23 protein-coding genes and 1 pseudogene are annotated in these 25,330 nt (G+C 72.0%); 18 read left to right on the top strand and 6 right to left on the bottom strand.

The window, feature by feature from the left end; genetic code table 11:
* Positions 1-48: 48 nt before the first annotated feature.
* The 3 genes from K4S16_RS26845 to K4S16_RS26835 form a co-directional block, all read right to left on the bottom strand.
* Positions 49-870: an alpha/beta fold hydrolase gene (locus tag K4S16_RS26845; RefSeq protein ID WP_149261805.1), complete on the bottom strand. Its 822-nt coding sequence runs from the start codon at positions 868-870 to the stop codon at positions 49-51.
* A 1-nt stretch (position 871) separates the two neighbouring features.
* Positions 872-1,306, bottom strand: a complete 435-nt coding sequence (locus K4S16_RS26840; protein ID WP_200842141.1) for a VOC family protein — start codon at positions 1,304-1,306, stop codon at positions 872-874.
* A gap of 74 nt (positions 1,307-1,380) precedes the next feature.
* Positions 1,381-2,349 carry a helix-turn-helix domain-containing protein gene (locus K4S16_RS26835; protein ID WP_160161049.1) on the bottom strand — a complete coding sequence of 323 codons (969 nt, stop codon included), beginning with the start codon at positions 2,347-2,349 and terminating at the stop codon, positions 1,381-1,383.
* A 160-nt stretch (positions 2,350-2,509) separates the two neighbouring features.
* Between K4S16_RS26835 and K4S16_RS26830 the strand changes: the two genes are divergently transcribed.
* Positions 2,510-3,769 (top strand): hypothetical protein, encoded by a 1,260-nt coding sequence (locus K4S16_RS26830; protein WP_160161048.1) that lies wholly within the window; start codon positions 2,510-2,512, stop codon positions 3,767-3,769.
* A 52-nt stretch (positions 3,770-3,821) separates the two neighbouring features.
* Here K4S16_RS26830 and K4S16_RS26825 read toward each other — a convergent pair whose 3' ends face one another.
* Complete coding sequence (locus K4S16_RS26825; protein ID WP_149261801.1) at positions 3,822-4,835, bottom strand: TerC family protein; 1,014 nt, start codon at positions 4,833-4,835, stop codon at positions 3,822-3,824.
* Positions 4,836-5,046: 211 nt separating this feature from the next.
* Between K4S16_RS26825 and K4S16_RS46980 the strand changes: the two are divergent.
* The 10 genes and pseudogenes from K4S16_RS46980 to K4S16_RS26770 all read left to right on the top strand — a co-directional run.
* A pseudogene (locus tag K4S16_RS46980) lies at positions 5,047-5,142 on the top strand (KUP/HAK/KT family potassium transporter); the annotation flags it as partial.
* Between the two features lie 532 nt (positions 5,143-5,674).
* Positions 5,675-7,423 carry a hypothetical protein gene (locus K4S16_RS26815; protein WP_149261800.1) on the top strand — a complete coding sequence of 583 codons (1,749 nt, stop codon included), beginning with the start codon at positions 5,675-5,677 and terminating at the stop codon, positions 7,421-7,423.
* A gap of 664 nt (positions 7,424-8,087) precedes the next feature.
* Positions 8,088-8,396 (top strand): hypothetical protein, encoded by a 309-nt coding sequence (locus K4S16_RS45205; RefSeq protein ID WP_200842139.1) that lies wholly within the window; start codon positions 8,088-8,090, stop codon positions 8,394-8,396.
* A 207-nt stretch (positions 8,397-8,603) separates the two neighbouring features.
* Entirely contained in the window at positions 8,604-9,197 is a 594-nt protein-coding gene (locus K4S16_RS26805; protein ID WP_160161047.1) for a TetR/AcrR family transcriptional regulator, read from the top strand.
* Positions 9,198-9,269: 72 nt separating this feature from the next.
* Entirely contained in the window at positions 9,270-10,088 is an 819-nt protein-coding gene (locus tag K4S16_RS26800) for a helix-turn-helix domain-containing protein (protein ID WP_149261798.1), read from the top strand.
* Positions 10,089-10,110: 22 nt separating this feature from the next.
* Complete coding sequence (locus tag K4S16_RS44505) at positions 10,111-10,416, top strand: putative quinol monooxygenase (protein WP_160161046.1); 306 nt, start codon at positions 10,111-10,113, stop codon at positions 10,414-10,416.
* Between the two features lie 34 nt (positions 10,417-10,450).
* Positions 10,451-11,428 (top strand): aldo/keto reductase, encoded by a 978-nt coding sequence (locus tag K4S16_RS26790; RefSeq protein WP_149261796.1) that lies wholly within the window; start codon positions 10,451-10,453, stop codon positions 11,426-11,428.
* Positions 11,429-11,539: 111 nt separating this feature from the next.
* A complete protein-coding gene (locus K4S16_RS26785) occupies positions 11,540-12,412 on the top strand; it encodes an alpha/beta fold hydrolase (RefSeq protein WP_149261795.1) in 873 nt (290 codons plus the stop codon).
* A gap of 402 nt (positions 12,413-12,814) precedes the next feature.
* The gene (locus K4S16_RS26775) at positions 12,815-13,819 is read left to right on the top strand and encodes a nitronate monooxygenase family protein (protein WP_149261794.1); all 1,005 of its coding nucleotides are present in this window, start codon (positions 12,815-12,817) and stop codon (positions 13,817-13,819) included.
* 145 nt (positions 13,820-13,964) lie between these two features.
* A complete protein-coding gene (locus K4S16_RS26770; protein WP_149261793.1) occupies positions 13,965-14,540 on the top strand; it encodes a dihydrofolate reductase family protein in 576 nt (191 codons plus the stop codon).
* Between the two features lie 49 nt (positions 14,541-14,589).
* Here the strand turns inward: K4S16_RS26770 and K4S16_RS26765 are convergent, their stop codons facing one another.
* Positions 14,590-15,075, bottom strand: coding sequence for a hypothetical protein (locus tag K4S16_RS26765; protein ID WP_149261792.1), 486 nt, complete (start codon positions 15,073-15,075; stop codon positions 14,590-14,592).
* Positions 15,072-16,931 carry a glycoside hydrolase family 15 protein gene (locus K4S16_RS26760; RefSeq protein WP_149261791.1) on the bottom strand — a complete coding sequence of 620 codons (1,860 nt, stop codon included), beginning with the start codon at positions 16,929-16,931 and terminating at the stop codon, positions 15,072-15,074. The genes K4S16_RS26765 and K4S16_RS26760 overlap by 4 nt, the downstream gene beginning before the upstream one ends.
* Before the next feature lie 137 nt (positions 16,932-17,068).
* Here K4S16_RS26760 and K4S16_RS46535 point away from each other — a divergent pair, with 137 nt between their 5' ends.
* From K4S16_RS46535 to K4S16_RS26730, 7 genes are read left to right on the top strand one after another with little or no spacing between them, the layout of a single operon-like run.
* Entirely contained in the window at positions 17,069-17,200 is a 132-nt protein-coding gene (locus K4S16_RS46535) for a hypothetical protein (protein WP_268843276.1), read from the top strand.
* Positions 17,197-17,286, top strand: a complete 90-nt coding sequence (gene kdpF, locus K4S16_RS26755) for a K(+)-transporting ATPase subunit F (protein WP_149261790.1) — start codon at positions 17,197-17,199, stop codon at positions 17,284-17,286. Before K4S16_RS46535 ends, kdpF begins: the two co-directional genes overlap by 4 nt.
* On the top strand, positions 17,287-18,948 hold the full coding sequence (kdpA, locus tag K4S16_RS26750; protein ID WP_149261789.1) for a potassium-transporting ATPase subunit KdpA: 1,662 nt from the start codon (positions 17,287-17,289) through the stop codon (positions 18,946-18,948).
* Entirely contained in the window at positions 18,948-21,122 is a 2,175-nt protein-coding gene (gene kdpB / locus K4S16_RS26745) for a potassium-transporting ATPase subunit KdpB (RefSeq protein ID WP_149261788.1), read from the top strand. Before kdpA ends, kdpB begins: the two co-directional genes overlap by 1 nt.
* Positions 21,119-22,033 (top strand): potassium-transporting ATPase subunit C, encoded by a 915-nt coding sequence (locus K4S16_RS26740; RefSeq protein ID WP_149261787.1) that lies wholly within the window; start codon positions 21,119-21,121, stop codon positions 22,031-22,033. The genes kdpB and K4S16_RS26740 overlap by 4 nt, the downstream gene beginning before the upstream one ends.
* A gap of 16 nt (positions 22,034-22,049) precedes the next feature.
* Positions 22,050-24,596 carry a sensor histidine kinase KdpD gene (locus K4S16_RS26735; RefSeq protein ID WP_149261786.1) on the top strand — a complete coding sequence of 849 codons (2,547 nt, stop codon included), beginning with the start codon at positions 22,050-22,052 and terminating at the stop codon, positions 24,594-24,596.
* Positions 24,593-25,270, top strand: coding sequence for a response regulator (locus K4S16_RS26730; RefSeq protein WP_149261785.1), 678 nt, complete (start codon positions 24,593-24,595; stop codon positions 25,268-25,270). Before K4S16_RS26735 ends, K4S16_RS26730 begins: the two co-directional genes overlap by 4 nt.
* The last annotated feature ends 60 nt before the right edge of the window (positions 25,271-25,330 follow it).

Below are 25,330 nucleotides of genomic sequence, written 5' to 3'. Positions count from 1 at the left end.
CCAATCGGTCGCTATGTGTCAAGGGTGCGGGCGGACGGCCGGCGGGCGTCAGGCGTGCCGGGCGAAGAACTCGAGCAGTTCGGGGGCCAGCGCGTCAGGGGCGACGGCGTGGGTCTGGCCGCTCAGCGTCCGGTGGACGGCCCCTGGGACGGCCTGAGCGAGAGCGGCGCCGGCGTCGCGCATCCAGGCGGGGCTGTCCTGGCCGTTGAGGACGAGGACCGGTCGCCCGATCGACGTGGCCGTGTCGACGGGCAGGGGGTTGCCGGGGCCCATGACCTCCGCCTCGTACGCCAGGGTGTGGGCGAGCGCCTCCATCTGCCGCCACGACGGATCGGCGCGCATCGCACCGACCACGTCGGCGGGGACCTCGGCGGCCCGGACCATGAACAGCTCCACCGCCTCGCCTCGCGCTCCCCCCTCCACCAGAGCGGTGAGGCGCGAGGCGAAGTCGTGCGGCAGTTCGGGGGCGCCGGGGCCGACGTGGTACGGCGGTTCCCACAGCGCGAGGCGGGTGACGGCCGGGAGGCGGGCGGCGGCCCGCAGCGCCAGCGCGGCGCCGGAGGAGCCGCCGAACACCATCGCCGTGCCGCCCGCCGCCTCGATGACCGCGGCCAGGTCCTCGATCTCCCGCTGGACGGCGTAGGGCCGGGTGTCCCCGCTGGCGCCGCGGCCGCGGCGGTCGTAGTCGAACACCGTGAACCACGGGGCCTGCGTCCGCGCCACCTCGTGGAGCAGCGGATGCGACCGGTCGGTGAAGGCGCCGTGCACCAGGACGAGCGCGGGTCCCGTGCCGGTGCGGTCGAAGACGATCGACGTGCCGTCGGCCGAGGTCGCGGTGTCCGTGGCGATCGGAGCCGGAATCGCCGCCATCTCAGCCGGCCGGGTTGATCAGGCACAGCGCCGACCACTGGTGGCCGTCGGGGTCGGCGAAGCCGCGCTGGTAGCGGGGGCCCTCGGTCAGCGGCTCGCCGACGGGCGTCGCGCCGGCTGCCACCGCCTTGTCGAACAGCTCGTCCACCTCCGCGGGGCTGTCGAGGCCGAGCACCAGGATCACCTCGGTGGTCTCGGCCGGGTCGGCGACCGGGTTGCGGCTGTAACCGGCGAACGTCGGCTCCGCCAGCAGCATGACCTGGGTGCGCTCGCTGATGACCACGGAGGCGATGTCGTCGGTCATGCCGAAGAAGTCGAAGCCGAGCTCGGTGAAGAACTTCTTGGACCGGTCGAGGTCCTTGACGGGCATGTTGACGAACAGGGTGTGGGACATTTCCGTTCCCTTCTCGGAGGTCGTGGCCTCGCGGCCTGCCATGTCCACGATTCTGCGGACCGCGCTGCGGCGGGGCTTGTACCTGAGAGCCGGGGACTTGACGATCCGTGCGGGACTCAGCCGCCCGGCGCCGGGCACGCCCTGCGGTACTCGGCCGGCGGCCTCCCGTACGCCCGGCGGAAGAGCCGGCTGAAGTGGGCCGGATCGGGCAGCCCCCACCGCGCGGCGATGGTGCTGACCGACTGGTCGGAGCAGCCCGGGTCGGCCAGGTCCCGGCGGCAGCGTTCCAGCCGCCGGTGCCGGATCCACCCCGCGACCGTGGTGTCCTGCGACTCGAACAGCCGGTGCAGGTAGCGCAGCGACACGTGGTGGGCCGCCGCCACCACGGCCGGGCTGAGGTCGGGGTCGCCGAGGCGTTGTTCGACGAACGCGTGGACGCGGTGCAGCAGCACCCGTTCGCGGGTCTCCGGCTCCAGCGCGTCGGCCTGCGACGCGTGCTCGGCGACCGTCGTCGTGAGCAGGTCCGTCACCACCGTGGCCAGCCGGGCGGCGCTGGCCGGCCGGTAGGTGTCCACGTCTTCGGCGACCCTGCGCAGCAGCGGCCCGGCGAGGGCCGCCGTACCGCCGTCCCCCGGGATCGGGACGCCGGTGAGCCGGTGCAGCGTGCCGGCGGGTACGGCAAGCGCTTCCCTGGGGAGGCTGAAGACCGCCAACTGGACGGCCGAGTCGTAGACCAGCTCGTACGGACGGGTGAAGTCGTACACCGCCAGGTCGCCGCCGCGCAGCCGCGCCGTCCGGTCGTCCTGGCGGAGCAGCACCGTTCCCGAAGCCGCCAGCAGCACCCGGTACAGCGCCGGCCCGCCGCGTTTGATCAACCCTGGCGTGCGGTGGACGCTGTGCGGTGTCGAGGTCTGGATCCTGCCGACGCCGAGCGGGCCGAGCTGCGCGGCCTCGATCCGTCCTTCCAGAGGGACGTCCCGATCCATCCGCACATCCAGCGGGCCCAGGGTGTCGCAGACCACGTCGAGCCAGGTCTGCGCCCGCTCCGCGGCAGGCACCTCACTGGCGTGGATGAGGACGGCCATCCCACCTCCTGTAAATGCCGTCCGCATTGTGGCACTCGGCTCGGACACGCGCGGTGGAGCACTTCGCGACCGTCCGGGCGGTCGGTTCGCTCGCCGGAGGGAGGCGGCTCCCCCGGCAGGGGGAACCGGGCTCCGGCCAGCTCTTTCTAGCCTCCCTGCCATGGAAACGCAGAAGGACGACGCCTGCGAGGCGAGGCCGCCCCGAGGGCCGGTCGCGGCGTCGGGAATGCTTACGCTGCTCATAGCCGGGGTGGGTGCGCTGTGGTTCGCCCGTCCGTCGAGCTACCCGTTCGGCTCCGCCGACAAGGTCACGGTGTCGGTCACCCACCTGATCGAGCACCGGGCGGCGGGCGCGATGCTGCTGGCGGCCTCGGCCGCCGGGCTCGCGGCCACCGCGTTCGCCGCCCGCGGGCGCGCCCGCGTCGCAGCGCTGCGGGCCGCCGGCGCGATCGCCCTCGCCGAGACCCTGTTCTTCGGCCTGGTGATGGCCGACATCACGCTGATGGTGGGGCTCGCCTACACCCTCGCGCTCACCAGCCCGTTGATCGTGCTGACGACCGTCCTGGTGGCCTGCGTCCGCCGCCAGCGGATCGGGTACCTGGCCGCCGGGATGCTGCTGGCCCTGGCCGCCGTCGGGGTGGCGACCGGCTTCCTCACCGTCGGCTCGGTGTCCCGGTTCGCGCGCAACGTGGGGCACAGCTTCGCCGACTACGACCTGCGGCTGGTCTGGGGCATCGGGATGTCGGCCGTCACCGCCGGCTGGGCGTTCCTGGCCTACCGGCTGCTGCGCCGCTCGATGCTTCTGGGCGGTGGCGGTCGTCTTCCGGCCTGGGCGACCCCCGAGGGCGCCCGCCGATGGGGACGGATCGCCACGATCGCGGCGGGACTGTGCCCGCTGACGTACGGCCTCGTCCGGCTGACCTGGCTGACCCCGTGGCCCATAGGACTGATGGGCAGCGAGGACAATCCGGCGACCCGGATGCAGGGCGCGGGACTGGGGGTGGCCGCGGTCGGCGGCACGGTGCTCACCCTGGGGCTGATCGCCAGGTGGGGCGAGCGGTTCCCGCGCTGGGTCCCGGTCGTGGGCGGACGTCCCGTGCCGCCGGGGATGGCCGTGATCCCGGGCGGCGTGGTCGCCGCGGCGGCGTGCGTGGCCGCGCCGGGCTTCGTCGTGCACGGGCTGGAGAGCGACGGCATGGGCGTCGGCATGGTCATGGCGTTGCTGATCTTCCCGTTCCCGATCTGGGGTCCGCTGCTTGCCGCCGCCGTCCTGGCGTACCGGCTGCGCCGCGCCCCCTCAGCGGGACCCGGCGGCGCTGCACCGGCGGCGGCCCGCGCCCGCCGCTCGACCGCCGGGAGGGCATCGCGCCCTTCGGACACCGGCACCACGCTGGGGAACCTGTCGGTCGCCTTGTCCTGATCGGCACTGCCTGACGCCCTCGGCCGCGCCGACGCGATGGCGACTTGCAGGGTCACAGGTCGTCTCCGGGCGGACGGGCTCCTGGCTCGGGGACGTCCGGCGACCCTGGGGCCCGTCCATCGTGGCTTTCGTCGGTCCCACCGCGGGTGGCGAGGAGGGACCAGCCGATGGAGACGGCGATGGTGACGGCGATGACCGAGAGGGTGAGCGGGATGGGGAGCTTGCCGACGGGCGTCTCGGACAGGATGAGCTTGACGCCGGCGAACACGAGCAGGACGGCCAGGCCGTAGTGCAGGTAGGCGAAGCGGCGCAGGAGGCCGGACAGGCAGAAGTAGAGGCTCCGCAGGCCGAGGACGGCGAAGGCGTTCGCCGTCCACACCAGGAAGGTGTTGGTGGTGATGGCCAGCACGGCGGCGACGGAGTCCACGGCGAAGATCAGGTCGGTGGCCTCGACGGCGACCAGGACGACCAGGAGCAGCGTCGCGACGCGCCGTCCGTCGACGCGGGTGACGAACCGGTCGCCGTGGAAGCGGGGGTCGGTCGGGACGATCCTCCTGACGGCGCGGACGACCGGGTTCCTGTCGGGGTGGACTTCGGAGTCCTTGGAGACGGCCATCTTGTAGCCGGTCCAGATGAGGAAGGCGCCGAAGACGTAGGCGGTCCAGAAGAACACCCGCAGCAGTTCGGCGCCGACGAAGATGAACACCAGCCGGGCCCCCAGCGCGCCGATCACGCCCCAGAACAGGACCTTGTGCTGGTAGGCGTCCGGGACGGCGAAGAACGAGAAGACGAGCGCGAAGACGAACACGTTGTCGATCGAGAGGGCCTTCTCGATCAGGTAGCCGGCGTAGTAGGTGGAGGCGACCTCGCCGCCCTGCCACAGCATGAGGACGCCGCCGAAGCCCAGCCCGGCGGCGATCCAGCCCCCGCTCCAGAGCGCGGCCTCCCGGAAGCCGATCACGTGGCCGTCGCGGTGGGCGAGCAGGTCGACGGCGAGCATGGCGACGATGCCGGCCATGACCGCGGTCCAGACCCACAGCGGGACGGTGAACGTCAGATCGTTCATGGGACGGCCGGCCTCCTCGGGGACACGGGCGGGATCTCCAAGCCCGGCGACCAGGGGAAACGCCCCGCCGCCGGTTCACCTCACCCGTACCCGCCGTCCGGGTAGGTATGGCGTCATGACCGACCCGCGGACGGCGAAGGACACGCCGGGGCCGCCCGCGTCCGGGAACGGCGCCCTCACGTCCTGGGCGCGGGGGCGCGGCGTGCTGATGCTGGGCGCTCTCGGCGTGGTCTACGGCGACATCGGCACCAGCCCGCTGTACGCCCTGCAGACGGTCTTCTCGATCGACCACGGAGCGGTCCTGACGCTGCTGTTCATGGCGCAGCGCTGGGGGACGCATCGGGTCGGCGGCCTCTTCGGTCCCGTCACCCCGATCGCCCTCCCGCAGGACCTCCCCGCCGCGCTGCGCCGCGCCGCCGCGCTCCCCGTCCCCGAGCTGCGCTTCGACCCCGACCACGCCTCCTACTTCCTGTCCCGGATCACCCCGCAGCTCACCTGGGCGCCCGGCATGCGCCAGTGGTGCAAGAGGCTCTTCCTCCCTGGCCCGCAACGCCGCTGACCCCGCCGAATACTTCCGCCTCCCCGAGAACCGCACGGTCACCATGGGCTCCCAGGTCGACATCTGACGTGGTGCGAAATGGCTTCCATTTGGTCATCGGGCGACAAAGTCCGTCCTTGATTTCGGTGGTCGCCCCAGGGGAATCCGAAACTCGCGCAAGCGAAGAGTGATCATGATGGGTGGCGCCGGCCGGTCCGATCAGCGTGACGGCCGATCGATGAGGGTCGGGCGCCGTTTCCGATGAAGGAATGCCGGATGTGGACGGAGGCGGCGCGGCGCCATGGGATCGCTCGAAGTCTTGAGGCCGCCCGAGCGGGCGTGGCGGCCGGCGCCGACGGTCGGCGGGACCGGGCGCCGGACGCTCTGGTGGCCGGCGCTGCTCGCCGGCGGCTGGCTGACGCATTTCGTGGTGCGGCTGCTGTTCCTGCCGTTCCACCGGATGCCCGTTCTCGTTCCGGACGAGACCGGTTATCTCCTGGCGGCCCGTCTCCTGTCCGGCGGTGACCGAGGAGATCTGTCGGGTCGCACCCTCTACGAGGGCGGGTACCCGCTGCTCATCAGTCCGGCGTTCCATGCGAGCGACGACCCGGCGACCGTCTACCGGATCGTGCTGGTCATCAACGCGCTGATCGGCGCGTTTCTCTTCGTGCTCGCTTACGCGGCGCTGAGACGCCTGGGGTTGTCGCGCGTGCCCGCGTACGCGGTCGCCATGACGACCGGTTTGCTGCCGTCCGCTCTCTACTACGGGCAGTTCGCCCTGACGGACGCGGTCCTGCCCGTGGTCGTCCTCGGGTGGATGCTGTGCATCCATTCCTGGATGTCCCGAGGCGGAATGGGGCACGGGGCGGCGGCCGCCGCGCTGGCGGCCTACACCGCCAGTGTGCATGTCCGCGGCGACGTCATCGTGGTGGTGCACGCGGCGCTGCTGATGGCCGTGTTCGTCCGCCGCTGGGCGCCCAGACGCGACGTCGCCGCCGCGACCGGTGTCCTGGCGCTGGGCGTGGCCGCGGGTGCTCTGCTGAACAGGATGCTTCAGTCGCAGATCTATCCCGGCGGCCCCATGGACCTGGACGGCTTCCTCGTCCAGCGGCTGACGAGCCTGGACGGCTGGGGCTGGACGCTGGGCCTCACGGCGGGGAAGCTCTGGTACCTCGTCGTGTCCACATGGGGAGTGGCAGGAGCGGGCCTGGCGGCCGCCGGGTTCGTCGCGGTACGGCGCGGGGCGGGTCGGGCGCTGCGGGTGTCGGCCTTGGCCGTCCTGGCCGCGATGGCGGGGATCGCCCTTGCGTCTTCGGCCGCCGTGCCGGACGAGGGGACGGTCGCGAACTTCGCCTACGGCCGCTACCTGGCCTGCTTTGCACCGGTCCTGTTCTTGGCGGGTGCCGCTCTAGCGCTGCGCCGACCCCGCAGGGAAGTTCAGCGCGCCGCGGTCGCCACGGTGATGGTGACGCTGCTGTGCGCCGTGATGGTGATGCAGCACGCGGGTCAGCGCCTGTACACCGACTTCTTCGGAGTGTTCGACTTCCCCGAGATGAGCGTGGTGACGTGGAGCTGGGACGCCCTGAAACCAGGATGGGCGACGCTTGCGGTGCTCCCCGGGCTGGCGCTGCTGGTCCTGCTGAAGAACCGCCGGATGGCCGCGGCGGCGCTCGTTCTCGTCGTCGTCCTGAACATCGCGGTCGTGACGGCGGTCAGCGTCCGGGAGACGCGGTACTGGGGGCGCAGGCTCGACTCCGCCACCAGCCTGGCCGTGGCGGGGCTCACCGCGCGCGACGTGGTGGCGCTGGACTACGGGGGCGTGCCGTGGCGGGTGTGGGTGTCCCAGGCGTTCCAGGTGCGGACGCACCTGAGGCCCCTGGACCGCTTCGATCCTTCGACCCTGGCTCCGGACGCGACACTGGCCGTCGTCCCCTGGGATCCCGGGACGCCACCCGCGAAGAGCTGGCCGGGCGCACCCGCGAACTTCACGTTCGTGGCCGCCCGCTGGACGTACACGGGGGCCTGGGCCGTCTGGCGCCGCACAAGCTGACCGCCGCCCGCGCAGGGTAAGTCCGGTTTCGGCTCCGTATAGCGGCATGCCGAGATTTTGACTGCGCTGTGGCTTGCGAATAGTCGGCTCCGCCTTGTTGTTGAACTCTTTCTTTCGCCATGAGCTGATCTCGCGTCCGAGTGGGGATTTAGTGCACGCCGCGTCCGCGGTGCCTCGAAAGACAGTTCGTGCAATTCGTAGAAGAGGGATGAAGTTGACCTACTACAGGAAACGGCGCGATCGGCGAACACTCGCACAGGGGCGCCCCTTGCTGGTAGCGCTGGCGGCCGCCGGCGGGCTCACCCTGGTGTCGGCCCCCACGCTGGCGATGACACCGCAAGGCGCATCCGCCGCAGTGCTCCAGCGCGGAGACGCTCGGCCCGGCGGATGTCATCCGCCCGCATGCGATGAGGGCCACCACGGATGCGAGCATTCGTGCGCGACGGGCCCGACGGGACCCGGGGCCGGTGAGCCCGGTGCCACCGGACCGACTGGTCCGGTGGGGGCCACCGGCCCGACGGGACCCGCCGGTGGAGTCGTGGCCGGCCCTACCGGGGCCACCGGCCCCTCGGGAAGTCCGGGAGCGACCGGGCCGACCGGAGCGACCGGGCCTCAGGGGGCGACGGGTCCGACCGGGCCGAGAAGCCTGGGCCTCGACAGCACGATGCTGGGCGACGACAAGTACATCGGCGTGGTCGGCCAGAACGGCCGGACCCATGTCTACGATCCGAACCTGGGTTCCTGGCACGACATCTCCAGCCTGCCCGGCTACCCCGTCAGAGGGGCCGACGACATCTCCGTGATCTCCCAGGGCGCCAACCGGATCCACATCACCGTTCGTGGCACGGACGCGGCCGGCCACGACGTCATACGCCAGACGTCGTGCAGGGTGTCGCCCGTTCCCGGCCGGGGAGGCAATCCGCGCTGGCCGCGCAACTGCACGGCCTTCTTCGACTTCACGCCTCCGGCGTGACGGCCGAGTCATGAGATGACGTGGCACCGGTCGGGCGGAGAGCCCCGCCCGACCGGTGGCGCGCTCCGGGCGCAAGGGCAAGCGGATGATGCGGACTTGTCCAGATATGACCGCAATGCAGGGTTATTTCACGCCGGGCGGCGGGTGTCGTGGGCGACGGGGGGAAGGACCGAGGACGGGAGAGCGTGTTTCTGGGAAGGGGGGACTGTGGCTGCCCAGGAGGGCGCGGGGGAGGAGCGTGAGCTGGTCATCCAGGCGGCGGCCAGGCTCTTCGTCCAACTCGGATACGACGGCACCACGCTGCAGATGATCGGGGCGGCCGCCGGGATGAGCGCGAAGCAGGTCAGCCGTCTCGTGGAGGACAAGCAGCATCTCTACCTGGAGGTGATGACCCGGTACTCCAGGGCCGAGGCCGTGTACATGAGGGGCGTGATGGAGCGCATCTCGCCCGACATGGCCGGTCTGCACACGCTCGTGGACGGCTACCTGGACTACTCGATCGCCCATCCGGAGCTGCGGGCCCTGTGGTTGCACCGCTGGCTCCAGGACGCGGCCGACGTGCAGGACGTCGAAGGCCTGTACCGGCCATTGCTCGGCGCCCTCGTCGAGATGTTCAAGGACGCGGTCCGCCCCGGCTACGACCTCGAACTCGGCCTCTGGAACATCATCTGGATGGTGAACGGGTTCATCCACGTGGGCCTCGTCGACGCGGAGGGCACACGCCGCTTCGCGGACCATCCCCCGACCCTCCGCCGCTTCCGCGCCTACATGCACGACATGCTGGAGCGCACCGCCGCCTGACGCCCGGGAACCCGATGGGCGCCGCTGATCACGCCCCAGAGATCGCGCGAGGACGGCAGGTAGGCTGGAGGGGTGCTCCAGATCGGGCGCGTGCTGCCGGCGCCGCCGCTGCGGGGATTGATCGAGCGCTACTGGTGGTGTGCCGGTGCGACGGAGCTGCCAGTGGTGTTCCCCGGCACCGGCGCGGAGTTCTGGATCCACCTGGCGGGCGGCGTCGAGTTGGACGGTGCGCCTCTGCCGCGCGCCCATGCCGTCTGCCTGCGCCGGACACGCTGGTCGCTGAAACCCCGCAGTGAAGCGAGCTTTGTCGCCGTCCGTTTTCGCGCGGGCGCATTGCGCCACTTCACCGGGCAGGGACTGGCTGAGTTGGCCGACCGCGTGGTGAGCGCCGAGGATCTGTGGGGACGCCTCGGGAACCGGATCGTCGAACAGGTCGCAGAGGCGGGCCCGCCGTCGCGGTCGACGGCCTGGGCCCGGGCGCTGGACCGCGGGCTGGAGGAGTTGCGACGCTCGCACGGGCGGGAGGAGTCCCGGGTGGACGTTGCCGTCCGGGTGCTTCATGCCCGTCCCGGGACGGCCCGGGTGGACGGGCTGGCGAGCGAGCTGGGGCTGACGACGCGGCAGTTGCAGCGGACGTTCCCCAGAGCCGCCGGCGCGACGCCCAAGGAGTTCCAGCGTCTGGCCCGGTTCCGGTCGGTGGTGCGGCCGCTGCTGCTGAGCGGGAGCACGGACTATGTGCACGCTGCGCTGGATGCCGGTTTCTACGACCAGAGCCACTTCATCCGCGAGTTCCGACGCATCACGGGGGAGTCCCCGATGGCGGTGCTCGGGCGAGGGACGTCGCATTTCTACTATCCGTCGCTGCCGGAGGGGCCGGAGACTCGGCACTGACCGAACGACGGGAGGCAGTGCGATGACGGTTGCGATGGCGAGGCTGGAGGCCGTTCCCGGCCGGGGCGACGAGGTGGAGGCGGCCCTGGCCGAGGTCGCGGAGCGGACGGCGCGGGAGCCGGGAGCGGTCGCCTACTCGGTGGTGCGCCACGACCAGGTCCGTTTCCTGGTGTACGAGGAGTACGTCGACCAGGCCGCATGCGATGCCCATTTCACCGCTCCTTACGTGCAGGAACTGCTGGAGCGGTTCGCCGATCTGCTCGTCGCGGCCCCACAGGTGGACTTCGGCTCGAGAGTCGCCGGCTTCCGCGCCTCCACCACCGCCTGAGGCACGGCATCCCCCAAAGCCAAGGAGTATTCGAATGTTGAGGCGTGCGTTGGGCAGCCAGGGGGCGGAGGTCTCCGCCATGGGCCTCGGCTGCATGGGAATGACATTCGGCTATGGCCCGGTCGCGCAGGAGCGCGCCATCGCCACCATCGACCGGGCACTTGAGCTGGGTGTCACCTTCTTCGACACCTCCGACCATTACGGGCCCGAGAGCAACGAGGCGCTACTTGGGAAGGCCCTCGCCGGGCGGCGCGACCGAGTCGAACTGGCCACGAAGTTCGGTTCGTATTCGCCGGACGGTCCTGTCCCCGACGGGCGTCCGGAGCATGTGCGCTGGGCCATCGACGGGTCACTGAGGCGGCTCGGCGTCGAGCATGTGGATTTGTACTACCTCCATCGGGTGGACCCGAGGGTTCCGGTGGAGGACACCGTCGGGGCGATGGCGGAACTGGTCGAGGCGGGGAAGGTGCGGTACCTGGGACTCAGCGAGGCGTCGGCGGACACGATCCGCCGCGCCCACGCCGTCCATCCGCTGACGGCCGTCCAGAGCGAGTACTCGTTGTGGAGCCGCGACATGGAGGCCGAGGTCATCCCGACACTGCACGAGCTGGGCATCGGCTTCGTTCCTTACAGCCCCCTTGGCCGCGGGTTCCTCACGGGGAGCATCAGCGGCCCGGACGACCTCGCCGAGAACGACTTCCGGCGCACCAACCCGCGCTTCCAGGGGGACAGCCTCGTCCGCAACCGCGAACTGGTCGGGCACGTCCAGCGGATCGCCGCTGACCGCGGTGCCACCGCCGCGCAGGTCGCGCTGGCGTGGGTGCTCGCCTCGGTACCGGACGCCGTCCCGATCCCCGGCACGACCCGGCCGGAACGGGTCGAGCAGAACGCCGCCGCGCTGGACGTCGGACTGACCGAGGAGGACCGCAGGCTCCTGGCCGAGACGTTCCCGCCGGGAGCCGCCGCGGGTGAGCGCTGGCCGGCCCCCTTCATGGCCACCTTGAACGGCTGAGCCGACCGCCCCGGAAGAGACGCCCGACAGTCGGTCTGGCAAACCAGACCGACTGTCGGTCCATTCACCCGGCCGACTTGTGGGGCGGTAGGTGCCGCCCTGGGAGGGTTCATGACGCCCGACGAGTTCGAACGCCACCGCCAAAGGGTCCAGACCGCCTCCGGGCCGGTCGGGTACGCCGATACCGGCGGGGACGGGCCGCCCGTCCTTTTCCTGCACGGTCTCGCCACGAGCGGCTACCTCTGGCGCCACGTGGTCGAGCGGCTGGACCGCCGCTGCGTCGTCCCCGACCTGCCGCTGCACGGCACCACGCCGGCGGCACCGGACCAGGACTTCACCCTGCCGGGGCTCGCCCGCTTCGTCGGCGACTTCTGCGACGCCCTCGACCTGGACGGCTTCCACCTCGTCGCGAACGACACGGGCGGCGCGATCGCCCAGACGTTCGCCGCCCGCAACGCCCACCGGCTCGCCACACTGACCCTCACCAACTGCGAGACCAACGGCAACCTGCCCCCCAGGGCGCTCCTGCCAGTGATCATGTTGGCGCGCGCCGGGCTGCTCGCCCGCACGGCTCCGAGAATGCTCCGCGACCTGCCGCGAGCGCGCAGGCGGGTCTACGGCAGCGGGTATCAGGATGTCCGGACGCTGCCGGAGGAGGTCGTCCGCGCCTATCTGGAGCCGATCTTCGGTACTCGCGAATCGGCCCGCCGGTTCGAGCGGTTCCTGCTCTCCCTCCATGCCCGCGACCTGCCGGCGATCGATCCCGACCTCGCCCGGCTGCGCGTTCCCACGCTCATCGTCTGGGGCACCGCCGACAAGTTCTTCCCGCTGAAATGGGCCTACCGGCTTCGAAACACCATTCCCGGCGTGACAGAGGTCGTCGAGCTGGAGGGCGCCAAGCTCTTCTTCCCCGACGAGAGGGCGGCCGACCTCGCCGCCGCGCTCATCGCCCATTGGGCGGCGCAGCCTGGCGGCCACCTGTGAGCCTATGCCGCACAGAACGGGGATCTCAGGAGCGGGCGCCGTCTTTGCGTTACCGAGGTTCGACCGCCACCCTGATTCCCAGGGCTACCAGGATTGTCCCGGTCACCATGTCCAAGCCGCGGCGAATTGACGGGCGGCGCAGCAGGCTACTGAAGAAGACGGCCATTTTGGGATTGCCGAGATCGCTCAACAGTCCGCGGCGAAAGCAACTGGACCCGGTCCTTCTTCGCGCCGGATGCAAGTAGGAGAGTGAACATTTCACCGCCTCGAAGCAGTTCGCTGGAGCGGTTGCGACAAAGAGTCCAGTGCCAATGCATGTCCAAGATTGCCGTCACGGGGCCCCAGCGTCAATGCCTATTTTTCGGTGCAGGTATAATCCGTTGGCCGTCAAAGGTCTGACCAATGGAGGGGGCCGGAGTGGCCGGGACGTTGACGACGCCATTGTGCGGTCGGCTGGGCATAGCGGTGCCGGTGATCCAGGCACCGATCGGATCGGCCGCGACACCCGAACTGGCGGCGGCGGTCTCGGCGGCGGGAGCGCTGGGCACGCTGGCGCTGACGTGGGTCGACGCCGCTGAGGCGGTGCGGCAGGTCCGGAGAGTCACCGAACTCACCGACAGGCCGTTCGCCGTGAACCTGGTCCTCGACTTCGACGTAGAGGACGTCCTGACGGCCTGCCTGGCCGAAGGGGTGCCTGTCATCTCCACCTTCTGGGGAGCCCCCGAGGCCGTGACCGCTCGCGTGCACGAGGCCGGTGCGCTGCATGTGCACACCATCGGCTCGGTGGGCGAGGCCGTGGACGCGGTCCGCGCGGGCGTGGACGCGGTGGTGGCCCAGGGCTGGGAGGCCGGCGGCCATGTGCGCGGCCAGGTCACCACCATGTCGCTGGTGCCCGCGGTGGTGGACGCGGTCGGCCCGACCCCGGTGATCGCCGCCGGTGGCATCGCGGACGGACGCGGGCTGGCCGCGGCTCTGATGCTCGGCGCGCAGGCGGGCTGGCTGGGCACCCGGTTCCTGACCGCGGACGAGGCCGCCAGCCACCCGGTCTACCGGGACGCCGTCGTGCGCGCCGCTCCCGAGGACAGCGTCCACACCAGGTGCTTCGACGGCGGTTGGCCCAACGCCCCGCACCGCGCGCTGCGCAACACAACCCTCACCGCCTGGGAGGAGGCCGGCAGCCCCGCGAGGCCCGACCGCCCAGGCGAGGGCGCGGCCATTGCCAGCGATGCCCAGGGCCGCACCCACATGCGCTACGACGACATGGTGCCGGTCGAAGGCATGAGCGGAGACCTCACGGCCCTGGCCCTGTACGCCGGGCAAAGCGCCGGGCTGGTCCGCGACCGGGCGTCCGCAGCCGAGATCGTCGCGACCATCGCCGACCAAGCCACCAGGGCCCTGCGTGGCTAGCCGCCCACTTGCACGGCGCCCCTCCGTCATGCCCGGGGTTTCGCCCGAAGTTCTTTGACGAGGATGTCGATGCGCGGGCGCCCTGTTCGTCGGTGGGTCGAACCGCCGGTGAAGTCCACCGGCGGTAACGACCAGGGAGAACGACGTGCGCAAGCTGATCGCCGCCTTCAAGACCTCGCTCGACGGGCAGGTGGAGGGCCCGGAGGGATACGCGGACTGGGTACCGGCCTGGTCGGAGGACTACGGCCTGACGCCCCAGGTGGACGCGGTCGTGATCGGGGCGGGCATGTACCCCGGCTACGAGCAGTACTGGACCGCGCTCAAGGACAAGCCGGAGGGGCCCCACCCGCTGACCGGCCACACCCCCACCCCGGGCGAGATCGAATGGTCCCGCTTCGCCGAGCGGACCCCGCACTACGTCCTGTCGAGCACCGTGACCTCGGCCGCTTGGCCGCAGACCCGCTTCCTCCGCAAGGTGGAGGAGATCGCGGAGCTCAAGCGGCAGCCCGGCAAGGACATCTACCTCATGGGCGGAGCCCGGATCACGGCGAGCCTCATCGACGCCGGACTGGTGGACGAGCTCCGGCTCATCGTGTACCCGCTGATCGCCGGTGAGGCCAAGCCGCTGTTCGGGACGACGGAACGCCGCCACACACTCCAACTGCGCGACGTCCAGCCCCTCCCGGACGGCCTCGTGAACCTGACCTACACGATCACCTGACCACCACCCAGCGGCTCGACCGCCCCCAACCCGAGGGTCGGGTTGGGGGTCAGGTTGAGCCGAGTGTGGTGAAGCCTCCGACTATGGCGCCGTAGCCGACGTGGGCGAGGACGGTGACCAGGGGTGTTGTGGGCCCGTAGTTGAGCATCAGGAAGCCCGGGGGTTCCAGGAGGGCCACCCGAGGGGCGCTTGTCAGCGGGCTGCCCATCCGGGGGTGGACCAGCGGCAGCAGGATGTTCACCAGCGCGGTGCCGGAGAACAGTCCGTGCACCAGGCCGAAGAGGGCTCCGAGCCACCAGCCGGCGTGGCCGATGGCGAGGAAGACCGCGTAGTAGACGAACGCGAACACCTCTCCGTTGGCGAAGTGCACGAGGTAGCCGAGCGCCTTGGCGCGGCCCCGGTCGGCGGTCACGGCGGTCCCGAGCAGGAACGGCAGGTCCATGCGGGTGAGCCGGAGCTCGCTGGCGGTGCGCAGGACGGTGGTCAGCACCAGCGTGCCGACGAAGGCGCCCGCGGCGGTCCCCCAGGCGCTCACCCGCCCGCCTCCCCGGTGATCGACTCGATGGCGCACGCGGCACTGATCAACGCCAGGTGGCTCAGTCCCTGGGGCAGGTTCCCCAGGAAGGCGCCGGTGGCCGGATCGATCTCCTCTCCGTACAGGCCGACGTCGTTGGCCAGCCCGACCAGGTCGTCCATCAGCGCCGTGGCCTGTTCGATGCGTCCGGTGCGGGCGAGGCATTCGGCCAGCCAGAAGGAGCAGGCCAGGAACGCGCCCTCGGTGCCGCTCACCCCGTCCTCGCCCGAGTACCTGTCGACGAACGGGCCGTGGCGCAGTTCCCGATCCAGCACATCGACCGTGGAGCGCATGCGGGGATCGCCGGGACGCGCATACCCGTGCAGGAGGCCGAGCAGCACTGCGGCGTCCAGCTCCGGGCTGTCGGCGGAGCGCGTGTAGCAGTGGCGGAGCGAGGAGAAGCAGCGCGTCTCGATGAAGTCGCGCACCTGCGCGCGGGCCTGCCGCCAATGGGCCGAACCGCGGTCGGGGATCAGGCCGCGCTCGCAGAGGTCGATCGCCCGGTCGAGCGCGACCCAGCACATCATCTTCGATTGCGTGAAGTGCAGGGGAGCGCTGCGCACCTCCCAGATCCCCGAGTCCGGCTCCCGCCAGGCGGCGCAGACGAAGCCGGCCAGTTCCGCGAGGCGCCGGGCGATGTCCGCGTCGAGCCGTCCGGCGGCGCCCGCGTACAGCCACCCGGTCTGCAGCAGCTCGCCATAGGTGTCGAGCTGGGTCTGCGCGCCCGCCGCGTTGCCGATCCGCACCGGTCTGGAGCCGCGGTACCCGTCGAGGGGGAGCGTCCGTTCCGGGGCGTGGCCGCCGCCGTTCAGCCGGTAGAGCACCCGCAGCCGCGGATGTGTGAGCTGGGAGGCGTGCATGAGCCACCAGAAGTAGGCGTCCGCCTCGGCGGGGCATCCCAGCCTCAGGAACGCGTCGAGGGTGAACGCCGAGTCGCGGACCCAGGAGAAGCGGTAGTCCCAGTTCCGTTCGCCCCCGACCTGCTCCGGCAGCGAGGAGGTCACCGCGGCGGCGATCGCCCCCGAGGGCGCGAAGATCAGGAGCTTGAGCGCCAGCGCGCTGCGCAGCACGGCGTCCCGCCACCTGCCGCCGCAGGAGCGGGCCCGGGCCCAGTCGCGCCACGCCGCGATGGTGTGGTCCATGCGGGCATCGCACTCGGAACGGGTCGGAAGGACGAGCGGTTCCTGGTGGGCGAGCGGCATCGCCAGCAAGGCCCGCCCTCCCTGCCGCACATCGAAGCGGCCGTTGATCGACCGGTCGGTGCACTCGGGCTCTCCCGCGTCCCAGGCGCAGACGGCGAGCGCGTCCGCTCCGGCCACCGCGACCGGGGTACCGGCCCGCTTGGTGATGCGTGGCCGGTGGGCGCCGTAGCCGAACCGCGGCTGCACGCTCCAGCGCAGCGGTACCGTTCCGGCCACGCCGTCGAGGCGCCGCTGCACCTCCCGCATCGGCCCCAGGGCCCCATCGGCATCCAGGGTCATCGCATCGGTGACCCGGACGCTGCCGCGGTCGGTGGTGAACGTCGTCTCCAGCACGTTCGTCCCGGGGAGGTACCGGCGCGCGACCGTGTAGGGCTCCTCCGGCTCCAGCAGGAAGCGGCCGCCTCGGGCGGGGTCCAGGACGGCGGCGAACACCGAGGGGGAGTCCAGGTCCGGCATTCCCAGCCAGTCCACGGACCCGTCGGCGGCGATCAGTGCGGCACTCCGCCCGTCTCCGATCACGGCGTAGTCGCGCAGCCGGGCGTAGCCGTCCCTCCGGAAGGCCGTCGCGCTTCCGGGGCCGGGCGGGGGGTCAACGGGCGGACCGCTGACTCTCATGGAACCAGGATCTCATCCGGTTCCGGCCGTCCCGGGAAGGGGAGGGCCGTAGGGGGCGCGTGAAGATCGCGCGGTCGGGCGTAAGGAAGGCGTCAAGATGAGCCATTTGTCCTGCTGACGGGTGTTTTCTGCGGGGTGTGCCGTGGATCGCGCGGCGCCGGACGAGACGGCAGGGACTCGGAGTCATGGCAGACGTGGTGCTCGTGGCGCTGACCATCGCGGTGTTCGCGGTGCTCGCGCTGGTGGTGAAGGCGGTGGGGCGCCTGTGAGCGTCGAGAACGCGGCGGGGCTGGTGCTCGCCGTCGGGCTGGTCGTCCTCCTCGTGGTCGCGCTGCTCTTCCCGGAGAGGTTCTGAATGGGTTCCACGACCGCGGGGATCGTGTTCGTCGCGTCCCTGCTCCTGGCGCTCGCCGCGGTGCACGTGCCGCTCGGCGACCACATGTACCGGGTGTACTCCTCGCCCCGGCACCTGCGGGTGGAGAAGGCCCTCTACAAGGTCATGGGCGTGGACCCGGAGGTCGAGCAGACGTGGGGCGTCTACGCCCGCAGCGTCCTGGCGTTCTCCCTGGTGTCGGTGCTCGTGCTGTACGGGTTGCAGCGCCTTCAGGGGCTGCTGCCGTACAGCCTGGGCCTCGGCGGCGTGGAGGACCAGGTCGCCTGGAACACCGCCGTCAGCTTCGTCACCAACACCAACTGGCAGGCCTACTCCGGCGAGTCCACGATGGGCTACCCGACGCAGATGGCCGGGCTCGCGGTGCAGAACTTCGTGTCGGCGGCGGTCGGGATGTCCGTGGCGGTCGCGCTGGTCCGCGGGTTCGCCCGGCAGCGGACCGGCGAACTCGGCAACTTCTGGGTGGACCTCACCCGCGGCACCCTGCGGATCCTGCTGCCCGTCGCCGCCGTCGGCGCGGTCGTGCTGGTCGCGGGCGGCGTCGTGCAGAACTTCGCGGATCCGCACGCCGTCACCACGATCGCCGGGCAGCGGCAGGCGCTCCCGGGCGGGCCGGTGGCCTCGCAAGAGGTGATCAAGGAACTCGGGACGAACGGCGGCGGCTTCTACAACGCCAACTCCGCCCACCCGTTCGAGAACCCCGCGGCCTGGACGAACTGGATCGAGATCTTCCTGCTGCTGCTGATCGCGTCCGCGCTGCCCCGCACGTTCGGCCGGCTCGTCGGGCAGAAGCGGCAGGGGTACGCGATCGCCGCGGTGATGGCCGTCCTGGCGCTGATCGCCGTCTGCGCGACGGCGGCGGCGCAGGCCGTCCACCACGGCACCGTCCCGCAGGCGGCGGGCGCGGCGGCCGAGGGCACCGAGACCCGCTTCGGGGTCATCGGCTCCGCGATGTTCGCCGCCGCGACCACGCTCACCTCCACCGGCGCCGTCGACTCCGCGCACGACTCCTACACGAGTCTCGGCGGCGGGATGCTGCTGGTGGACATGATGCTCGGCGAGGTCGCGCCGGGCGGCGCAGGCTCGGGCCTGTACGGCATGCTGATCCTCGCCGTGATCGCGGTGTTCGTCGCCGGGCTGATGGTCGGCCGGACGCCCGAGTACCTCGGCAAGCGGATCGGCGCCCGGGAGATCAAGTTCGCGGCGCTGTACTTCCTGGTCACCCCCGCGCTGGTGCTGGTCGGCGCGGGGATCGCGATGGCGTTCCCCGGCCCGCGCGGGTCGATGCTGAACGGCGGGGCGCACGGCTTCTCCGAGGTGCTGTACGCGTTCACCTCGGCGGCCAACAACAACGGGTCGGCGTTCGCCGGGCTGTCGGCCGCGACCTGGTTCTACGACGTCGCGCTCGGCCTGGCGATGCTCCTCGGCCGGTTCCTCCCGATCGTCCTCGTGCTCGGGCTGGCGGGCTCGCTGGCCCGCCAGACCCCCGTCCCCGCGTCGGCCGGGACGCTGCCGACCCACCGCCCGCAGTTCGTCGGCCTGGTCGTGGGCGTGGCGGTCGTCCTGGTCGCCCTGACGTTCTTCCCCGCGCTGGCTCTCGGGCCGCTCGCCGAAGGGATCCACTGATGTCCCCCCGAAACCTCCGGACGAGGCCGTCCGGACGGCGCCCCGCACGCGGCCGTCCCGCGTCGGACCTGGTGGGCGGCGGCCTGCTCGACCCCGGGCAGCTGCTCGTCTCGCTGCCTGCCGCGCTCCGCAAGCTCGACCCGCGCATCATGTGGCGCAACCCCGTCATGCTGATCGTCGAGGTCGGCGCGGTGTGGACGACGGTCCTGGCGATCGCGGACCCGTCGTCGTTCTCGGTCCTGATCGCGGTGTGGCTGTGGTTGACGGCGCTCTTCGCGAACCTGGCGGAGGCGGTCGCCGAGGGGCGCGGCAAGGCCCAGGCCGAGACGCTGCGCAAGGCAAAGCGGGGCACTCTCGCGCGCCGGCTGCGCGGCTGGACGCCCGGTGCCGCCGCCCTGGACGAGGAGGAGGTCCCGGCCGCGGAGTTGCGCCGCGGTGACGTGGTCGTGGTCGAGGCGGGCCAGATCATCCCGGGGGACGGCGACGTCGTCGAGGGCATCGCCAGCGTCGACGAGTCCGCGATCACCGGGGAGTCCGCCCCGGTCATCCGGGAGTCGGGCGGCGACCGCAACGCGGTGACCGGCGGGACGAAGGTGCTGTCCGACCGGATCGTCGTCGAGATCACCCAGCGGCCCGGCGAGTCGTTCATCGACCGGATGATCGGTCTGGTGGAGGGCGCCGCCCGGCAGAAGACGCCCAACGAGATCGCGCTGAACATCCTGCTGGCCGCGCTGACGATCATCTTCCTGGTCGCCACCGCCACCATGCAGCCGTTCGCGATCTACGCCAAGGCCGACAACCCAGGCGTCCCGGACAGCGCGGCGCTGGACGGGAACGGCGTCACCGGCGTCGTGCTCGTCTCGCTGCTGGTCTGCCTGATCCCGACGACGATCGGCGCGCTGCTCAGCGCCATCGGCATCGCCGGGATGGACCGGCTGGTGCAGCGCAACGTCCTGGCGATGTCCGGCCGCGCCGTCGAGGCCGCGGGCGACGTCAACACCCTGCTCCTCGACAAGACCGGCACCATCACCCTCGGCAACCGGCAGGCGGCGGATTTCGTCCCGGTCGGCGGCGTCACCGAGGAGGCCCTCGCGGACGCCGCCCAGCTGTCGAGCCTCGCGGACGCGACGCCCGAGGGCCGCTCCATCGTCGTCTACGCGAAGGAGGCGTACGGGCTGCGGGAGCGGTCTCCGGGCGAGCTCGCGCACGCCGACTGGATCCCGTTCACCGCGCAGACGCGGATGTCCGGCGTCGACCTCGACGGGCGCCGGCTCCGCAAGGGCGCCGCCGGGGCGGTGGCCGCGTGGGTCCGCGAGCAGGGCGGGCAGGTGCCGCCCGCGCTCGCGGAGGTCGCCGACGGCATCGCGGCGGCGGGCGGCACCCCGCTGGCCGTCGGCGAGACCCGCCCCGGCCCGGACGGGACGCCCGGCGCGGCCGTGCTCGGCGTCGTCCATCTCAAGGACGTCGTCAAGCAGGGGATGCGCGCCCGGTTCGATCGGATGCGCGCCATGGGCATCAAGACGATCATGGTGACCGGGGACAACCCGCTGACCGCGCGGGCGATCGCCGACGAGGCGGGCGTGGACGACTACCTCGCCGAGGCCCGGCCCGAGGACAAGCTCGCCTTCATCAAGGCCGAGCAGCAGGGCGGCCGGCTCGTCGCCATGACCGGCGACGGGACCAACGACGCGCCCGCGCTCGCCCAGGCGGACGTCGGCGTCGCCATGAACACCGGCACCTCCGCCGCCAAGGAGGCCGGGAACATGGTCGACCTCGACTCCGACCCGACCAAGCTCATCGAGATCGTCGAGATCGGCAAGCAGCTCCTCATCACCCGGGGCGCGCTGACCACCTTCTCCATCGCCAACGACGTGGCCAAGTACTTCGCGATCATCCCGGCGCTGTTCGTGTCGCTGTTCCCCGGCCTGGAGGCGCTGAACGTCATGCGGCTGACCAGCCCGGAGTCGGCGATCCTCTCGGCGGTCGTGTTCAACGCGCTCGTCATCGTCGCGCTGATCCCGCTGGCGCTCCGGGGCGTCCGCTACCGGCCGACCTCGGCCTCCCGGCTCCTGCGCCGCAACCTGTCCCTCTACGGGCTGGGCGGCGTCCTCGCCCCGTTCGCCGGGATCAAGGTGATCGACCTCATCGTCCAGTTCATTCCGGGGATCTCATGAACACGCTTCCCGCCTGGGCCCGCCGGCATCTGGCGGCCCTCCGCGCGCTGCTGGTCTTCACCGCCGTCTGCGGCGTCCTCTACCCGCTGGCCGTCACCGCCGTCGCCCAGGCGCCCGGCCTTCGGCACAGGGCCGACGGCTCCCGCGTCGTCGTGGACGGCAGGGCCGCCGGCAGCGCACTGATCGGCCAGAGGTTCACCGACGGGCACGGCGAGCCGCTCAAGCAGTACTTCCAGGGCCGCCCGTCCGCCGCCGGCGACGGCTACGACCCCGCGGCGTCCGGCGCGAGCAACCTCGGTCCCGAGGACGTCGTGGACGTCCTCCCCGACCCCACGCTGGTCAAGGCGGGCAAACCGGACCCGAACGCCCGGCAGAGCCTCCTCACCCAGGTCTGCGCGCGCAGCAAGGCGATCGGCGCCCGGGAAGGCGTGGACGGGGCGCGTCCGTACTGCACCGGCGGGGGCGTGGGCGCCGTGCTTTCCGTGATCGGTCCGCGCGACGCGAGCGGCGCCGTCGTCCGCCCGACGCGGGTCGTCAGCGTCAACGAGGCGTGCCCCGCGACGCCGTTCCTCGCGACGTACCGTGGAGTCGAGGTCGAGTGCCGCGCCGCGGGCGAAGACGTCGACGAGGGCCGGATCATCCCCGTCCGAGGCGGGGCTCCGGCGCGGCCGGCGGTCCCGTCCGACGCCGTCACCGCGAGCGGCAGCGGCCTCGACCCGCACATCTCACCCGCGTACGCGAGACTGCAGGCCGGACGCGTCGCGCGGGCGCGCGGCCTGAGCGTCGACCGGGTCCGCGCGCTGATCGACGGGAACACCGCCGGGCGCGCGCTGGGGTTCATGGGGGAGCCCGCGGTGAACGTCCTCCAGCTCAACATCGACCTCGACAGGACCGCCCCGTACCGGGGCTGAACGGAGGAGACCGACCATGGCCAGGGGGCTGCTCCGCATCTACCTGGGGGCCGCCCCCGGCGTGGGCAAGACCTACGCCATGCTCGCCGAAGGCAGGCGGCGCGTCGCTCGCGGCACCGACCTCGTCGTCGGCTTCGTCGAGACCCACGGCCGCGTCCACACCGCCGAGCTCCTCGACGGCCTGGAGATCGTCCCGCGCCGCGCCCTCACCTACCGCGGCGCGGAGTTCACCGAGCTGGACGCCGAGGCCGTCATCGCCCGTGCGCCCCAGGCCGCCCTGATCGACGAGCTCGCGCACACGAACGTCCCGGGCAGCCGCAACCCCAAGCGGTGGCAGGACGTCGAGGAGATCCTGGAGGCCGGGATCGACGTCGTCACCACCGTCAACATCCAGCACCTGGAGTCGGTGAACGACGTCGTCGAGCAGATCACCGGGGTCGCCCAGCGCGAGACCCTGCCGGACGAGGTCGTGCGCCGCGCCGACCAGGTCGAGCTGGTCGACATGTCCGCCGAGGCCCTGCGCCGCCGGATGGCGCACGGCAACGTCTACCCGCCGGAGAAGATCGACGCGGCGCTGTCCAACTACTTCCGGGTCGGGAACCTCACCGCCCTGCGCGAGCTGGCCCTGCTGTGGCTGGCCGGCAAGGTCGACGAGCAGCTCGACCGGTACCGCGCCGACCACGGCATCGCCCGCACCTGGGAAGCCCGCGAGCGCGTCGTCGTCGCGCTCACCGGCGGGCCCGAGAGCGAGACCCTGATCCGCCGCGCGTCCCGCATCGCCGCCCGCACCAAGGGCGCCGACCTGCTCGCCGTGCACGTCATCCGCGGCGACGGCCTCTCCGGCACCCGCCCCGACCGGCTCGCCCGCCAGCGCGACCTCGTCGAGAGCGTCGGCGGCACCTACCACCAGGTCGTCGGCGACGACGTGCCGAAGGCGCTGCTGGAGTTCGCGCGCGCCGTCAACGCCACGCAGCTCGTCCTCGGCGTCTCGCGCCGCAACCGGTTCGCGCAGGCACTGTTCCCCGGCGTCGGCGTCGCCACCACCGCGCTGTCCGGCTCGATCGACGTCCACATGGTCACCCACGAGCACGCCCACCGCGGCCTGCGGCACCATCGCGCGGCGGACACCGGCCTGGCGCCGCGCCGCCGGCTCGCCGGGTTCGTCCTCGCGGTCCTCGGCCTCCCGCTGCTCAGCCTCACCCTCGCCGAACTGCGCGGCGCGTTCTCCCTGCCCGTCGACATCATGTTCTTCCTCGCCGCCATCGTCGGGGTCGCGCTCGTCGGCGGCATGTGGCCGGCGCTCATCGCCGCGGTCACCGGGTCCGTCCTGCTGAACTACTTCTTCACCCCGCCCCTGCACACCCTCACCATCGCCGAGCACGAGAACCTGCTGGCCCTCGGCGTGTTCCTGGTGGTGGCCGCCGCCGTCAGCGCCGTGGTCGACCTCGCCGCCCGAAGATCGCGCGAGGCCACCCGCCTCGGCGCGGACGCCGAGGTCCTCTTCACCCTCGCCGGCAACGTCCTGCGCGGCGAGCGCGCGCTCGACGCGCTGCTCGGGCGCCTCCGGGAGACCTTCGGGCTCGACTCGGTCACCCTCCTGGAGCGCGGCCCCGGCGCCCTGCCCGCGCCCGGCGGCCACGGCGGCACCGCCGACTGGAAGGTCATCGCCGCGGTCGGCGGACGTCCCTGCACCACCCCGGAGGAGGCCGACACCGAGATCCCCTTCGACGAGGGCCTCGCCCTCGCCCTGCGCGGACGCATCCCGACCGCCGGGGACCGCCGCATCCTGGAGGCGTTCGCCGTCCAGGCCGTCGCCGCGCTGGAACAGCAGCGGCTGGAGGCCGAGGCCGAGCGGGCCCGGCCGCTGGAGGCCGTGGACCGGATGCGCACCGCCCTGCTCAGCGCCGTGAGCCACGACCTGCGCACCCCCCTCGCGTCCGCCAAGGCCGCCGTCGAGAGCCTCGGCAACACCGAGATCCGCTGGACGCCCGAGGAGCGCGCCGAACTCCTCGACACCGCCGCCGAGTCCCTCGACCGGCTCGACCGCCTCGTCGCCGACCTCCTCGACATGAGCCGCCTGCAGGCCGGCGCCCTCGGCATGGCCGCCCGACCGCTGGCCCTGGACGAGGTCGTCCCCCGCGCCCTGGACGAGGCCGGACCCGAAGGCCACGACGTCAGCGTCCGGATCCCGGCCGACCTCCCCGAGGTCGAGGCCGACCCGGCGCTGCTGCAGCGGGTCCTGGTCAACCTGATCACGAACGCGCTGCGCTACAACCCGCCCGGCAGGCCCGTCCTCGTCACCGCGGGCGCCCTCCGGGACCGCGTCGAGCTCCGTGTCGCCGACCGCGGCCCCGGCGTCCCCGCCGCCGACCACGACCGGATCTTCCTGCCGTTCCAGCGGCTGTCGGACCGCGACAACCACACCGGCTCCGGCCTCGGCCTCGCCCTCGCCCGCGGGCTCACCGAGGCGATGGGCGGTGAGCTGATCCCCGAGGACACCCCCGGCGGCGGCCTCACAATGACCGTCTCGCTTCCCCGCGCGACCCGGACGGACGGCCCATGACCCGCGTGCTCGTCGTCGACGACGACCCCCAGATCCTGCGGGCCCTGCGCATCAACCTGCGCGCCCGCCACTACGACGTCGAGACCGCCGCCGACGGCACCGCCGCGCTCCGCCTCGCCGGCACCGCCCGCCCCGACCTCGTCGTCCTGGATCTCGGCCTGCCCGACATCGAGGGCCTCGACGTCATCCACGGCCTGCGCGGCTGGACCGACGTCCCGATCATCGTCCTGTCCGGGCGGGCGGGCAGCCGCGACAAGGTCGACGCCCTCGACGCCGGGGCCGACGACTACGTCACCAAGCCCTTCACCGTCGAGGAGCTCATCGCGCGCATCCGCGCCGTCACCCGCCGCGCCAGACCCGGCGAAGCCGTCCCCACGGCCTCCGTGGGCGACCACACCGTCGACCTGGTGAACAAGACCGTCACCGCGTCCGACGGCACGACCCTGCGCCTGACGCCGACCGAGTGGCACCTGCTGGAGATCCTGCTGCGCAACCCCGGCAAACTGATCGGGCACCGGTACCTGCTGACGGAGGTCTGGGGGCCCGAGTACGTCCGGGAAAGCCACTACCTCCGCCAGTACATGGCCCAGCTCCGCCGCAAACTGGAACCGGACCCGACCCGTCCCCGGCACCTCCTGACCGAGCCCGGCATGGGCTACCGCTACAACCCCTGACGCGCCCGCTCCGTGCTCAGCGTGCGTAGGCCTCCAGGGTCCACGCTCCGGCGGGTTTCA

The sequence above is a fragment of the Actinomadura sp. K4S16 genome, from assembly GCF_008327685.1.
Classification (GTDB): domain Bacteria; phylum Actinomycetota; class Actinomycetes; order Streptosporangiales; family Streptosporangiaceae; genus Spirillospora.
Note: the sequence above shows the minus strand (reverse complement) of the source record. Positions and strands in the feature narration are given on the sequence as shown.

What these genes read in the sequence shown, in the direction of transcription:
- K4S16_RS26845 (WP_149261805.1), bottom strand. Translation starts at nt 870, where the DNA reads ATGGCGGCGATTCCGGCTCCGATCGCCACGGACACCGCGACCTCGGCC.
- K4S16_RS26840 (WP_200842141.1), bottom strand. Translation starts at nt 1,306, where the DNA reads ATGGCAGGCCGCGAGGCCACGACCTCCGAGAAGGGAACGGAAATGTCC.
- K4S16_RS26835 (WP_160161049.1), bottom strand. Translation starts at nt 2,349, where the DNA reads ATGGCCGTCCTCATCCACGCCAGTGAGGTGCCTGCCGCGGAGCGGGCG.
- K4S16_RS26830 (WP_160161048.1), top strand. Translation starts at nt 2,510, where the DNA reads ATGGAAACGCAGAAGGACGACGCCTGCGAGGCGAGGCCGCCCCGAGGG.
- K4S16_RS26825 (WP_149261801.1), bottom strand. Translation starts at nt 4,835, where the DNA reads ATGAACGATCTGACGTTCACCGTCCCGCTGTGGGTCTGGACCGCGGTC.
- K4S16_RS26815 (WP_149261800.1), top strand. Translation starts at nt 5,675, where the DNA reads ATGGGATCGCTCGAAGTCTTGAGGCCGCCCGAGCGGGCGTGGCGGCCG.
- K4S16_RS45205 (WP_200842139.1), top strand. Translation starts at nt 8,088, where the DNA reads ATGCTGGGCGACGACAAGTACATCGGCGTGGTCGGCCAGAACGGCCGG.
- K4S16_RS44505 (WP_160161046.1), top strand. Translation starts at nt 10,111, where the DNA reads ATGACGGTTGCGATGGCGAGGCTGGAGGCCGTTCCCGGCCGGGGCGAC.
- K4S16_RS26790 (WP_149261796.1), top strand. Translation starts at nt 10,451, where the DNA reads ATGTTGAGGCGTGCGTTGGGCAGCCAGGGGGCGGAGGTCTCCGCCATG.
- K4S16_RS26785 (WP_149261795.1), top strand. Translation starts at nt 11,540, where the DNA reads ATGACGCCCGACGAGTTCGAACGCCACCGCCAAAGGGTCCAGACCGCC.
- K4S16_RS26775 (WP_149261794.1), top strand. Translation starts at nt 12,815, where the DNA reads ATGGAGGGGGCCGGAGTGGCCGGGACGTTGACGACGCCATTGTGCGGT.
- K4S16_RS26760 (WP_149261791.1), bottom strand. Translation starts at nt 16,931, where the DNA reads ATGAGAGTCAGCGGTCCGCCCGTTGACCCCCCGCCCGGCCCCGGAAGC.
- kdpA (WP_149261789.1), top strand. Translation starts at nt 17,287, where the DNA reads ATGGGTTCCACGACCGCGGGGATCGTGTTCGTCGCGTCCCTGCTCCTG.
- kdpB (WP_149261788.1), top strand. Translation starts at nt 18,948, where the DNA reads ATGTCCCCCCGAAACCTCCGGACGAGGCCGTCCGGACGGCGCCCCGCA.
- K4S16_RS26740 (WP_149261787.1), top strand. Translation starts at nt 21,119, where the DNA reads ATGAACACGCTTCCCGCCTGGGCCCGCCGGCATCTGGCGGCCCTCCGC.
- K4S16_RS26735 (WP_149261786.1), top strand. Translation starts at nt 22,050, where the DNA reads ATGGCCAGGGGGCTGCTCCGCATCTACCTGGGGGCCGCCCCCGGCGTG.
- K4S16_RS26730 (WP_149261785.1), top strand. Translation starts at nt 24,593, where the DNA reads ATGACCCGCGTGCTCGTCGTCGACGACGACCCCCAGATCCTGCGGGCC.